The sequence below is a fragment of the Streptomyces sp. NPDC048257 genome (genome assembly GCF_043201855.1).
GTDB lineage: Bacteria > Actinomycetota > Actinomycetes > Streptomycetales > Streptomycetaceae > Streptomyces.
Genome location: NZ_JBICZI010000001.1, coordinates 688,155 through 699,789 on the forward strand (window position 1 = coordinate 688,155; position 11,635 = coordinate 699,789).

Below are 11,635 nucleotides of genomic sequence, written 5' to 3' on the forward strand. Positions count from 1 at the left end.
GCCGAGGGCTCATTCTGCATTTCCCGGAACAGCCGACTGGAGTTTGGTGAGCACCCCTTTCTGCCCACGATGCGGTAACCCTTTGCGCTGTGCCTGTGGCATCGCGCATCACGACGCGACCGCAGGCCCGGCCGCCGCCCCGGCGCAGTTCGACCGGGAGTGGGTCCGGCCGTACGTCTCCTTGCGCGAACCCGCACCGGGTGACGAACCGGCGGCCGTCACCTCCACCACCACGGTGACGTGGGTCGTACCGCAGGTGGTGCGGGAGAGCCGCCCGTCGGGCGACGGCCACGCGTTCGGCCCGCCCGTGGACATGACCGGGCCGGCACGACACCGGGCGCACGGGCCCACCAGGCGGCGTCGGCCGCTCCGCATCACCACGGCCCTGGCCACCCTGATCGGCTCCGCGGCCATCGCGGGTGCGTACGCGCTCTCCCGGGACCAGGACACCCGGGGGGTGGCATCTCCGCCCCCCGCGAGCCGGCTCGACGTACTCGACGTGGACGAGACCCCGGACGCGGCGACCGGGCAGACCCCACCCCAGGAAGCGATCCCCGGCGGTGCGGAACGGACCACGCCCACGGGCGGGCAGAGCCCGATGGGGACCGCGTCATCGGCTGCCCCCTCCACGTCGTCCACCCCCTCCGCAGCCACGTCCGGCGCCGCCCCGCGACAGGACCATCCGGAAACTGCGCCGTCCTCCGGCGCACCGTCGGCCTCCCCCGACCGGCCGACGCTCCGCCGGCACGACACGGGGCCCGAGGTCCAGGAACTACAGCGGCGTCTCGCGCAGATCGGGGCGTGGAGCATGCCCCAGCGAGGTCGCTACGACCGGCACCTGCACGACGCGGTCGCTCGGTTCCAGGCGACGCACGGCGTGCGCGGCGACCCGCCCGGGGTCTACGGCCCGGCGACGCGACGGCTGCTGGAGTCCCTCACGTCCTGAGGGAACAGCGGCGGACGGGCGAAGGGCCTGGCCGGCCCGTTCGCCGTGCAGCAGCCGCCCGTGCCTCCCCCGTCACCATTCGGCGAGGGAGCCGTCGGCCCGCCGCCACACCGGGTTGCGCCAGCGATGGCCGGCCTCGGCGGCGCGTTCGACGGCTTTCTCGTCGACATCGATGCCCAGTCCGGGCGCGGTGAGCAGGGCGACGTGACCGTCCTCGTAGCGGAAGACGGAGCGGTCGGTGAGGTAGTCCAGCAGGTCCGACCCGGCGTTGTAGTGGATCCCGAGGCTCTGCTCCTGGATCAGCAGGTTGGGTGTGGCGAAGCCGACCTGGAGGCAGGCGGCCAGCGCGATCGGGCCGAGCGGGCAGTGCGGCGCCAGGGAGACGTCGTGGGCCTCCGCCATCGCCGCGATCCGACGCACCTCCGAGATCCCACCGGCGTGCGAGAGGTCGGGCTGGGCCACGGCGATCCCCTGCTGGAGCACCGGCTTGAAGTCCCACCGGGAGTACAGCCGTTCTCCGGTGGCGATGGGGATGCTGGTGGAGCGCACGACCTCGCCGATGTGGGCGCTCATCTCGGGAACCACCGGTTCCTCGACGAAGAACGGCAGGTACGGCTCCAGGAGGGGAAGCACCCGCCGTGCCATGGGGAGGGTGAGGCGGCCGTGGAAGTCCACGGCGATGTCGAAGCCGTCGCCGACCGCCGCGCGCACGCTCTCCACCCGTTCGACGATGTCGCGGACGGCCCGCGGCGTGTCGATCAGTTCCAGCTGGGGCGAGGCGTTCATCTTGATGGCCGTGAAGCCCTCGGCCTTGCGGGCGGCGGCCTGCTCCGCGACGTCGGTCGGCCGGTCGCCCCCGATCCAGCTGTACACCCGTGCCCGGTCCCGGACGTGGCCGCCGAGCAGCTGCCACACCGGCACGCCCAGCGCCTTGCCCGCGATGTCCCACAAGGCCTGGTCGATGCCCGCGACCGCGCTGGACAGGACCGGGCCGCCGCGGTAGAAGCCGCCCTTGGTGAGGACCTGCCAGTGGTCCTCGATGCGCATCGGGTCCTGGCCCACCAGGTAGTCGGACAGTTCCTCGACGGCGGCCGCGACGGTGTGCGCACGGCCCTCGACGACCGGTTCGCCCCAGCCGGTGATGCCTTCGTCGGTGTCCACGCGCAGGAAACACCAGCGGGGGGCGACGAGGTAGGTCCTCAGGGATGTGATCTTCACTTGGACTCCTTCTTCACGGCCCAGCCGCCGTCCACGGTCAGGTTCGTGCCGGTGATGTACGAGGCGTCGTCGGACGCGAGGAAGGCGACGGCGGCCGCTACTTCGTCGGGGTGGCCCAGCCGTCCCAGGGCTGTGGCACGGGCGGAGAGCAGACGGCCCTCCTCGTCCACGTCCTGCCAGTTCTCGGTGAGGATGGGGCCGGGCAGTACGGAGTTGAACCGCACGTCCGGTCCGTACTCGACCGCGAGCTGGCGGACGAGCGCGCACATGCCTCCCTTCGCCGCGGCGTAGGCCGGGTAGCCCGGCAGGCTGCACAGCGCGTGCACGCTGGACGTGGCGACGAAGGAGCCGCGGGCGGCGCGCAGGTCGTCGAGGAAGGTCCGTACGGCCAGGTAGGGCGCCTTGAGGTTGACGGCCATGTCACGGTCCCAGTCGCTGCCGGGCAGTTCGTGGGCAGGCGCGGGCGTGTGGGTGAAGGCGTTGCTGTGCACGATGGCCACCGGGCCGAACAGCGTGTGCGTGCGGTCCTTCAGGCTGCGCCAGTCCTGTTCGGAGGAGACGTCGCACGGCACGAACTCCGCGCGGCCGCCGTCGTCGCGGATCCTGCGCGCGAGCGCGGTGCCCGCCGCCTCGTCTATGTCGGCGAGCACGACGGCGGCCCCTTCGGCGGCCAGACGTACGGCGCTGGCTGCGCCGATGCCGGACGAGGCGCCGGTGACGACGGCGGTTCGCCCTGTGAATCGGTTCATGGCTGGTCTTTCGTGGGTGGAGTGGTGGGGGTGGAGTGGTGGGGGTGGAGTGGTGGGGGTGCAGCGGAGTGGAGCGGGGTGGAGCGGGGCCCACCGGTCAGCGGGTGACGTCCGCGCCGTGGAGGAGGTCCAGTTCGGCGCGCCGGGGCAGGCCCTCCCAGTCGCCGGACGAGGCCACCGCGAAGGCGCCGCACGTCGCGGCGAGCAGGAGCCGGCCCAGGAGGGGGGTGCCGTCGAGGATTCCGGCGAGGTATCCGGCGACGAAGGCGTCGCCGGCGCCGATCGGATCCACCGCGGTGACCGGCACGATGTCCTGGGCGGCCTCGCCGTCGTGCGTGACCGCGACGGCCCCCCGGGCGCCGAGCTTCAGGACCGCTTCGCGCGGGCCGAGGTCGAGCAGGGTGCGCGCCATGGTGGCGGGGTCGGCCTCGGGGACGACCAGCGAGGCCTCTTCGGGACCGGCGAAGACGACGTCCGCGCGGGTGACGAGGTCGGTCAGTTCGGCCGCGGCCTCCTGACGGGTCCACAGCCGGGCCCGGTAGTTGAGGTCCAGGCTGACGGTGACGCCGGCGGCGCGGGCGAGGTCGACGGCTCGCCGTACGGCGGCCCTCGGACCGTCGCCGAGGGCGGGGGTGATGCCGGTGACGTGCAGGACGCGGGCCCGGGCGACGAGCTCCGGGTCGATGTCCTCGGGGATGAGGCGGGCGCCGGCGAGTCCGCGGCGGTAGTAGGTGACACGGGTGTGGTCCGGTGTGCGGCGTTCGCGCAGCATGAGTCCGGTCGGTGCGGTGTCGTCGACGCGTGCGCGGGTGACGTCGACGGCCTCACCGCGCAGTGCGTCGAGGATCATCGTGCCGGCGCTGTCGGCCCCGACCCGTCCGGTCCAGGACGCCGGGTGGCCGAGGCGGCTGACCCCGATGGCGACCGTGGCCTCCGCTCCCGCGAAGCCCAGGCGGAGCGAGGCGCCGGAGGCGAGCGGGCCGGGCCGGTCGGCGGCCAGGACGGCCATGGCCTCCCCGAGGGTGACGAGCGCGGTCATGAGCGGATGCCGTCCAGCAGTGTGGCGGCACGTTCCCGGAGCGCGTCCAGGTCGCCGCCCTCGCAGGCGTCTCCGATCAGCGGGCTGCCCATGCCCAGGGCGCGCGCGCCCGCCGCGAGATAGGCGGGGGCCTGGTCGAGGCCGATGCCTCCCGTCGGGATGAGCGGTACGTGCGGCAGCGGCGCCCGGACGGCCCGCAGGTACTCCGGGCCTCCCACCGAGGCGGGGAAGAGCTTGACCATGGTGGCGCCCTCTCGCCAGGCCGCCACGATCTCGCTCGGCGTCAGGGCGCCGGGGAGTACCGGGACGCCGAGACGGCGGGCCTCCCGGATGACGTCCAGGCAGGTGGCCGGCGTGATGAGGTAGGTGGCGCCGGCTTCCACGGCGCGCATCGCGTCGGACGGGGTCATCACGGTGCCCGCGCCGAGGGCGGTACCGGCCGGCTTGGACTCGGCGTACTCGCGCAGGGCGTGCAGGACTCCCGGGGTGGTGAGGGTGAACTCCACGGCCCGGATGCCCGCTTCGTGGAGGGCGTCGGCGGTGGCGGCGAAGTGGCGGGGCGATCGGGAACGCAGGATCGCTATCACGGGTGCGACGGCGAGTGCGGGGACCAGGGGGTCGGTCGTCATGCGGAACCTCGGGGGTCGTGTGAGGTGGTGGAGGACCCGGGGAACTGCGCCGGGTCGTCGGCGAAGGGCGGGACCGGCAGGCCGGTGGCACCGGGCCGGCAGATGAAGATCCGGCCGGCGTGCGGCTCCGTCGCGAGCCGCTCGGGTGTCAGCCCGTCGGCCGCGGTGGTGATCATCAGGAGATCCAGGTCCGGGCCGGCGAAGGCGCAGCTGGACACCTGTGAGGCGGGGACCGTCACGACGGCGTGGAGGGCGCCGTCGGGGGTGTAGGCCCTGACCTGCCCAGCTCCCCACACGGCCACCCAGACCCGGCCCTCGGTGTCGACCGCCAGGCCGTCCGGCACGCCGGCGGGGCCGGTGTCGGCGAAGGGGCGGCGGGCCGAGAGGGCGCCGGTGACGGGGTCGTGGTCGAAGACGTCGACGCGATGCGTCGGGCTGTCCGCGTAGTACAGCAGCCGGCCGTCCGGGCTCCAGCCGAGGCCGTTGGAGATGGTGACCGGGCTCAGCAGGGTCGTCACGGTGCCGTCGGGGTCGAGGCGGTAGAGGGTGCCCGCGCCCGGGGTCGCGTCGTAGGCCATGGTGCCGGCCAGCAGCCGGCCGCCGGGGTCGCACTTGGCGTCGTTGAACCGTCGCGGCGTGCCGTCGTCGGGGAGGACGGGGGCGGCGAACTCCGTCACCACCCCGGCGCCGTCGACCCGCAGGAAGGACGTTCCGGCGGCCGCGAGGAGCCCGCCGGACGCGCAGAGCGCGACCGCTCCGACGGGCCGGTCGAGGCTGACGGTCGTCCTGGGCCCGAGGTCCGGCAGACCGCTGTCGTCGTCGCCGGCCACCAGCCGAGCCCGGTGGACGAGGCCCGCCGTGATGTCCACCCACAGCAGTTCACCGCGTCCGGCATTCCAGACGGGCCCCTCGGTCAGGCGTCCCGGCACGGGCGCGCACGGCAGTGCGGTCAGGTGCATGGTGTCGCTCCTCTCTTGTGCGACGAAACTCTAGGAGTTCTTCTAACTCATGTAAATACTCATCGTCCAACGCATGGAATAAGCTCGGTCCCGACACGACGGTCTTGGTCAAGGCCAGGAGAGGACGCACGCGCCCATGGCGAAACGCACCGCCCAGGACATCCGCCGCCGCAACCGCTTCGACGCGCTGCGGTGCGTCTTCGCCGCCCCCGGCCCGGTGAGCCGGCAGGAGATCGCTGCGGCGACCGGACTGTCCTTCGCGACCGTGGCCAACCTCGTCGCGGAGTTGCTGGAGGCCGGGGTCCTCCGCGAGGCCGGCCACGAGGACTCGAAGGGCGGCCGTCCGCGGGCACGTCTCGCGGTCAACGCGGAGCGCGGGGCGCTCGTCGGGATCGACGTCGCGGAGACCTCCGTCCAGGTCGAGCTGTTCGACCTGGCGCTGACGGTGCTGCGCAGCGTACGGCTGCCGCTGCCCCAGACCGATGTCCGCCCGGACGACGTGGTCGACGCCATCGTGGCGGGGGTCGAAAGCCTCTCGGAGACCCAGGGCGGGCCTCTGCGCATCCTCGGAGCGGGAGTCAGCGTCCCCGGCCTCGTGGAGCGCGAGGGCGGCGTGTCCGTCTTCTCGCCCTACTGGTCCTGGCGCGACGTGCCACTGCGCTCCCTCCTCGCCGAGCGCCTCCCGATGCCCCTGTACCTGGACAATCCGCTCAAGGCAGGTACCGTCGCCGAGATGTGGTTCGGCGCCGGACGCGAGGTCGACGACCTCGTCGTACTGACCCTCCGGGCCGGCGTCGGCGCGGGCATCGCGGTCGACGGAGCGCTGTACCGGGGCTCCACCAACAGCGCCGGGGAGTGGGGTCACACCTGCCTGGTCCGCGGCGGCCGGGAGTGCAGGTGTGGCAGGCAGGGCTGTGTCGAGGCCTACGTCAGCACCCGGGGCGTCGCCCGCACCGTACGGGAACTGGACGCGGAAAGCCCCCTCCTGGACCCCGACGAGGACGCCGTCGTCACCAACGTCGCCCGCGCCGCGGCGGAGGGCGACGCCGTGGCCACCGAAACGGTGGCGCGGACCGCCCGCTACCTGGGGGAGGCCGCGGCCGATCTCCTCAACCTGTTCAATCCGCAGACCCTGGTACTGGGCGGCTGGGTGGCCGAACGGCTCGGCGAGCCGCTGCTGCGGCAGACCCGCGACGTCATCGCGGCGCACGCACTACCGGCGACGCTCCAGGCGCTCACCTTCCAGCGGAGCGCCGTGCCGGACAACCCGGTGAGCCTCGGAGCCGCCACGTTCGCCCTCGAGGGCTTCCTCGACGACCGCGAGACCTTCGGCACCGTGGCGGCGGGGCGCCGCGCCGCCAGGGCGGCGAAAGCCCAGACGTCCTGAGGATGGCCCATCCTCAGCCGGCCGGGGCCGCCGTACTCTCGCGCACCACCAGGACGGGCGCCACCGACGCCTGGCGCGGGCTGCCCGTCTCGCCGCCGATCTGTTCGAGCAGCAGTGTGACGCAGTGGCGGCCCACGGCGTCGAAGTCCTGCCGGACCGTGGTGAGGGGGGCGGGGAAGAACGCGGCCTCGGGAACGTCGTCGAATCCGGTCACGCTCACGTCCTGCGGCACGCGCCGGCCCGCCTCCTGCAGGGCGCGCATGACGCCGAGGGCCATCTGGTCGTTGGCGGCGAAGATCGCGGTCACTTCGGGGCGGCCGGCCAGTTCACGTCCGGCGCGGTACCCCGAGGCCGCGGACCAGTCCCCGTAGAGGAGCGGTGGCACGACGCTACCCGCGTCCTTGAGCGAGCGGTGCCACGCCTCGGCCCGGCGGCGCGCCGCGTAGGAGTCACGGGGCCCCGCGACGTGCCAGACCGTACGGTGACCGAGGCCCAGCAGGTGCGACACGACGCTGCGGGTGCCCTCGGCCTGGTCGATGTCGACGTTGGCGTAGCGGTGGCCGGTGTCCCCGTCGGCGAAGACCACGGGGACGGCGGACGGCAGCCGGAGTTCGGGTGTGTCCAGGATCTGCGACTCGATGAGGATGATGCCGTCCACCGACTGGACCATCAGCTGCTGGAACGCCTGGCGCACGGCGGCTCCGGTCTGCGCCCGGGCTCCCATGAAGTTCACGAACAGGTCGGCTTCGCGGGCGGCCTCGGAGATGGCGGCGAAGGTCCTGGCGTTGCCGTAGGCGCTGATGTCGAAGCTGATGACGCCCAGCGTGCCGAACCGTCCGGTGACCAGCGCCCGGGCCGCCGTGTTGGGCCGGTACCCGAGCATCTTCATCGCGGCCAGCACCCGCTCGCGGGTGGACGCGTCCACGTTCTCCCGGTTGTTGGCCACACGGGAGACGGTCTGCGACGAGACCCCCGCCATCGCGGCGACATCGGCCATGGAGGGCGACTGACGCAGCGGACGGGACCTCGGTGATCTTGCTCCGACCTCGCGCGGCATGTGAACCGGACCTCCGAACCCCTGCTCCGAGCTGAGTGCGTGGTGCACTCCGTACGGATGTTAGCGCTGCGCACCGAGAGGGCGGGCGCTCACGCTACTCGCCGGTTCTCTTGACATGTCCACCCACCGCTTCGACACTCTCCGCAGCGCATGATGTTTACGTAAACATCAGGCGCTGCCTGGCGGGTCCAGCTCGCGCGCGCTCATGCCGAAAACTGCCGAAAACGGTCCTGCGGCCGCCCCACCCGTCCCAGCGCGGCGCAGCCAGGCGCCTCTCCCCCGCACCCGCACCCGCACCCGCACCCGCTCACGACAGGAGACCACCTGTGCTCGGTTCCAGAAGAAGGCCCCCGGGCGTCGCCCGGCTCCGCCTGCGCACCGCCCTCGCCACCTCGCTCGCGACCGTCGCCGCACTCCTCGTCGGCGGTGCGGCGTCGCCTCCGGCCGCAGCCGCCCCCGACCGGGCGGCAGCGGTGCCCGTCCGTCTCGATCCCGGTTACCAGCAGGCGCCGTTCGAGGGATGGGGCACCGCACTCGCCTGGTTCGCCAACGTCACGGGCGGCTGGCCCGACGCCCAGCGCAACCGGCTCGCCGACGCCCTGTACGGCGCCGAAGGACTCGGCCTCACCATCGCCCGCTACAACATCGGCGGCGGTGACAGCCCGGAGACCGAGCCCTACATGCGCGCCGGGGCAGCCGTACCCGGCCACTGGAGCCGGTCCGGCGCCGAGGCGCCCGACGGGTGGGACCCGGACAACCCCGATCACTGGGACCCGTACGCCGACGGAAACCAGCGCTGGTGGCTCAAGGCGGCCAAAGCCCGGGGCGCCGACACCTTCGAGGCGTTCTCGAACTCCCCGCCGCACTTCATGACCCACAGCGGGCTCGTCTCGGGTGCGGTCGACCCCACGCACGACAACCTCCGCCCCGACCAGTACGAGCGCTTCGCCGCCTACCTGGCCGGGACCCTGCAGCGCGTGCAGAACAGCACGGGCGTCACCTTCGCCTCCGTGTCGCCCGTCAACGAACCGGACACCGCCTACTGGCGCGCGGGCGGACGCCAGGAGGGCTCCCACTGGGCCCCCGACTCCCAGGCCCGCATGATCACGGCGCTGCGCGCCGAACTGGACCGCAGCGGACTGCGCACGCCGATCGCGGCGATGGACGAGACGGACCCGGACAGGTTCCGCGCCAACTGGGACCGCTACGGCAGCACGGTCCGCTCCGCCGTCGGACGGCTCAACACCCACACCTACGGGACGAACGGGCGCAGCGGGGCACGGGACATCGCCAAGGGCGCGCACACGCCTCTGTGGATGTCGGAGGTGGACCTGGGCGGCACGGTCCCGCAGAGCTTCACCGACATGAGTCCGGCCCTCGACCTCGCCGAGCGCATCACCGACGACATCACGCAGCTCGAGCCCCGGGCCTGGGTGCTGTGGCAGGCCGTGGAGGACTACGAGAACATGACCCCGGCCCACGAGAACTCCAACTGGGGTCTGATCCAGACCGACTTCACCCCGGCCCACGCCGCGAAGGAGCCGCTGCGCAAGAACAAGAAGTACTGGGCGATGGCCCAGTACAGCCGGTTCATCCGGCCCGGCTCCCGCGTCATCGGCACGAACGACGACCACACCCTGGCCGCCGTGCGTCCCGGCGGGCAGGGTGCGGTCGTGGTGCACACCAACCCCACGGGGTCGGCCCGTACGGTCGCCCTGGACCTCACCGGCTTCCGGGACGTCTCCTCCGCACCGGTGCAGCGCTACACCACGGACGCGACCCGCAACGTCCACCGGGAAGCCGACGTCTCCACCACCGGCAAGCGCCTGACCGTGACCCTCGCCCCCCACTCGGTCACGACCCTCGTCGTACCGGGCGCGTCCGGCGTCGACCCCGAGAAGGCGGCCCCCGCCGCCGACCCCCGGCTCCTCGTCAACGACCACAGCGGTCTTGCCCTCACCGCCGCCTCGCCCGGGGCCGGCAGCGCACTCGTCCAGCGCTCCCCGGACCGCCCCGACACCGCACAGCAGTGGACCTTCACCCGGTCGGTGCCCGGCGACTGGAGCAGCACGGCCTCGTACCGGGTGACGAACGCGGGCAGCGGGCAGGCACTCGCCGTCACCGACGGCGAACTCACCCTGCTTCCTCCGGGGCCGTCCGCACAGCAGCAGTGGATGCTGTCCACCTCCGGAGACGGGCACCACACCTTGGTCAACAGCGCGACCGGCACTCTCCTCGACGTCACCGGTGCCTCCACCGCCGACGGCGCCCCGGTCGGCACCTACCGGCCCAACACGGGGCGCAACCAGTCCTGGACCTTCCGCGCGGACCCCGCGGGCGGCTAGTCCCGACGGGGTGAGACGCGCTGCCGGTGGCGGATCCTGCGACCCGTCACCGGCGGCGCCGGGTCGGGTCCGGGCCAGGGCCAGGGCCAGGGCCAGGGCCAGGGCCAGGGCCAGGGCCAGGGCAAGCGTTGCCCTGCATTCACGTGCAGGTCGCCTTGATTGCGTAAACATGCGCTGTCTCCCCCAGGGGCGGCTCGTTCGCGCCCCGGACCAGTGGAAGGACCACGCACCCATGAAACGCAGGTCTCTGATCGCAGCGACGGCCGGCGCCGTCGCCCTCGGCACCGCGACCTCGTCGCCGGCCGCGGCACAGCCACTCGGCCACCCTCCCACCGCGCCGCTGTGCACGTTCAACGTCATCAGTGACATCCAGGGCGACCTGCACGACTTCGCCGTCGCCCTGCGGGACATCCGGGCCACCGCCCCGCACGGCTCGGGGCTCGCGGTCGCCGGCGACATCACTCCGCGCGGCTACGACTTCGAGTACGCGGCGGTGCGGCAGGTGCTGGAACGCGGCCCGCGCCCGCGCGAAGTCGCGTGGGCCATCGGCAACCACGAGTTCTACGTCCCCAAGTACGCCGATCCGCAGACGCTCTCCCTGGCCACCTGGCCCAACGGAGCCACGGAGGACTCCCTGTTCCGCAGCTTCCACCGGTTCGCCGGGCGCGGCACGGTGTACGCCGAGACCACCTTCGGCGGCATACCGATCCTCAGCATCGGCACCGAGCGGTACATGCATTACCACGACCCCCAGCTCTGGGACGAAGTATGGCTGAGCGAAGCGCAGTTGCGGTGGCTGGAGCAGCGCCTGCGCCACTGGTCCGGACACCGCAAGCCGGTCATGCTGATCGCACACCACCCCCTGCCGAACACGGTCTCGGGTACCCGGAACAAGCTCTACACGAGCGACTACCTCCAGGCAGACGCGCTCCTCGGGCTGCTGGGGCGCCACCGCGACGTGTTCCTGTTCAGCGGACACACGCACTGGGACCTGACGCTGTCCGACTGGTACGTGCGGCGTGTCGTGCCCGGTACGGCGAACCTGGACGGGTTCTCGGTGATCAACACCGGGGCCGTACAGACCGGCTTCGCCGACAACGGCCAGGGGGGCGAGAGCACGGTACCCGGCGTCTTCAACCAGGGCCTCCAGGTGGAGGTGCACCGCGACCGTGTCGTCATCAGGGCCCGGGACTTCGCGGCCGGTGCGTGGCTGAAGCAGATCTCCGTTCCGCTGGCGACCACGATCTGACCCGGGGGCGCCGCCCCCGAAGGTGACGCTGCGGTCGTGAGTCATGCACGGGATGTC

At 72.7% G+C, this 11,635-nt stretch carries 10 protein-coding genes; 4 read left to right on the forward strand and 6 right to left on the reverse strand.

Annotated elements, in window-relative coordinates; genetic code table 11:
• Positions 1-82: 82 nt before the first annotated feature.
• Positions 83-946 (forward strand): peptidoglycan-binding protein, encoded by an 864-nt coding sequence (locus tag ACGFZK_RS03245; RefSeq protein ID WP_393847095.1) that lies wholly within the window; start codon positions 83-85, stop codon positions 944-946.
• Positions 947-1,018: 72 nt separating this feature from the next.
• On the opposite strand, the gene dgoD is transcribed toward ACGFZK_RS03245, so the two are convergent.
• The 5 genes from dgoD to ACGFZK_RS03270 all read right to left on the reverse strand — a co-directional run bounded on the left by dgoD (position 1,019) and on the right by ACGFZK_RS03270 (position 5,540).
• Positions 1,019-2,164 carry a galactonate dehydratase gene (gene dgoD, locus ACGFZK_RS03250; protein ID WP_393847096.1) on the reverse strand — a complete coding sequence of 382 codons (1,146 nt, stop codon included), beginning with the start codon at positions 2,162-2,164 and terminating at the stop codon, positions 1,019-1,021.
• Entirely contained in the window at positions 2,161-2,913 is a 753-nt protein-coding gene (locus tag ACGFZK_RS03255; protein ID WP_393847097.1) for an SDR family NAD(P)-dependent oxidoreductase, read from the reverse strand. Before ACGFZK_RS03255 ends, dgoD begins: the two co-directional genes overlap by 4 nt.
• Positions 2,914-3,010: 97 nt before the next feature.
• Positions 3,011-3,952, reverse strand: a complete 942-nt coding sequence (locus tag ACGFZK_RS03260; RefSeq protein WP_393847098.1) for a sugar kinase — start codon at positions 3,950-3,952, stop codon at positions 3,011-3,013.
• A complete protein-coding gene (locus tag ACGFZK_RS03265) occupies positions 3,949-4,581 on the reverse strand; it encodes a bifunctional 4-hydroxy-2-oxoglutarate aldolase/2-dehydro-3-deoxy-phosphogluconate aldolase (RefSeq protein WP_393847099.1) in 633 nt (210 codons plus the stop codon). The genes ACGFZK_RS03260 and ACGFZK_RS03265 overlap by 4 nt, the downstream gene beginning before the upstream one ends.
• On the reverse strand, positions 4,578-5,540 hold the full coding sequence (locus ACGFZK_RS03270; RefSeq protein ID WP_393847100.1) for an SMP-30/gluconolactonase/LRE family protein: 963 nt from the start codon (positions 5,538-5,540) through the stop codon (positions 4,578-4,580). Before ACGFZK_RS03270 ends, ACGFZK_RS03265 begins: the two co-directional genes overlap by 4 nt.
• Before the next feature lie 136 nt (positions 5,541-5,676).
• On the opposite strand from ACGFZK_RS03270, the gene ACGFZK_RS03275 reads away from it, so the two are divergent.
• The gene (locus tag ACGFZK_RS03275) at positions 5,677-6,927 is read left to right on the forward strand and encodes an ROK family protein (protein WP_393847101.1); all 1,251 of its coding nucleotides are present in this window, start codon (positions 5,677-5,679) and stop codon (positions 6,925-6,927) included.
• A gap of 13 nt (positions 6,928-6,940) precedes the next feature.
• On the opposite strand, the gene ACGFZK_RS03280 is transcribed toward ACGFZK_RS03275, so the two are convergent.
• Entirely contained in the window at positions 6,941-7,924 is a 984-nt protein-coding gene (locus ACGFZK_RS03280) for a LacI family DNA-binding transcriptional regulator (protein ID WP_393847102.1), read from the reverse strand.
• A 386-nt stretch (positions 7,925-8,310) separates the two neighbouring features.
• On the opposite strand from ACGFZK_RS03280, the gene ACGFZK_RS03285 reads away from it, so the two are divergent.
• Both ACGFZK_RS03285 and ACGFZK_RS03290 read left to right on the forward strand, forming a co-directional pair.
• Positions 8,311-10,329: a glycoside hydrolase gene (locus ACGFZK_RS03285; protein ID WP_393847103.1), complete on the forward strand. Its 2,019-nt coding sequence runs from the start codon at positions 8,311-8,313 to the stop codon at positions 10,327-10,329.
• A 232-nt stretch (positions 10,330-10,561) separates the two neighbouring features.
• On the forward strand, positions 10,562-11,578 hold the full coding sequence (locus tag ACGFZK_RS03290; RefSeq protein ID WP_393847104.1) for a metallophosphoesterase family protein: 1,017 nt from the start codon (positions 10,562-10,564) through the stop codon (positions 11,576-11,578).
• The last annotated feature ends 57 nt before the right edge of the window (positions 11,579-11,635 follow it).

Excerpts from the sequence above, each read along its gene's own strand:
- ACGFZK_RS03260 (WP_393847098.1), bottom strand. The coding sequence starts at position 3,952 with ATGACCGCGCTCGTCACCCTCGGGGAGGCCATGGCCGTCCTGGCCGCC.
- ACGFZK_RS03265 (WP_393847099.1), bottom strand. The coding sequence starts at position 4,581 with ATGACGACCGACCCCCTGGTCCCCGCACTCGCCGTCGCACCCGTGATA.
- ACGFZK_RS03275 (WP_393847101.1), top strand. The coding sequence starts at position 5,677 with ATGGCGAAACGCACCGCCCAGGACATCCGCCGCCGCAACCGCTTCGAC.
- ACGFZK_RS03290 (WP_393847104.1), top strand. The coding sequence starts at position 10,562 with ATGAAACGCAGGTCTCTGATCGCAGCGACGGCCGGCGCCGTCGCCCTC.
- ACGFZK_RS03255 (WP_393847097.1), bottom strand. The coding sequence starts at position 2,913 with ATGAACCGATTCACAGGGCGAACCGCCGTCGTCACCGGCGCCTCGTCC.
- ACGFZK_RS03280 (WP_393847102.1), bottom strand. The coding sequence starts at position 7,924 with ATGGCCGATGTCGCCGCGATGGCGGGGGTCTCGTCGCAGACCGTCTCC.
- ACGFZK_RS03270 (WP_393847100.1), bottom strand. The coding sequence starts at position 5,540 with ATGCACCTGACCGCACTGCCGTGCGCGCCCGTGCCGGGACGCCTGACC.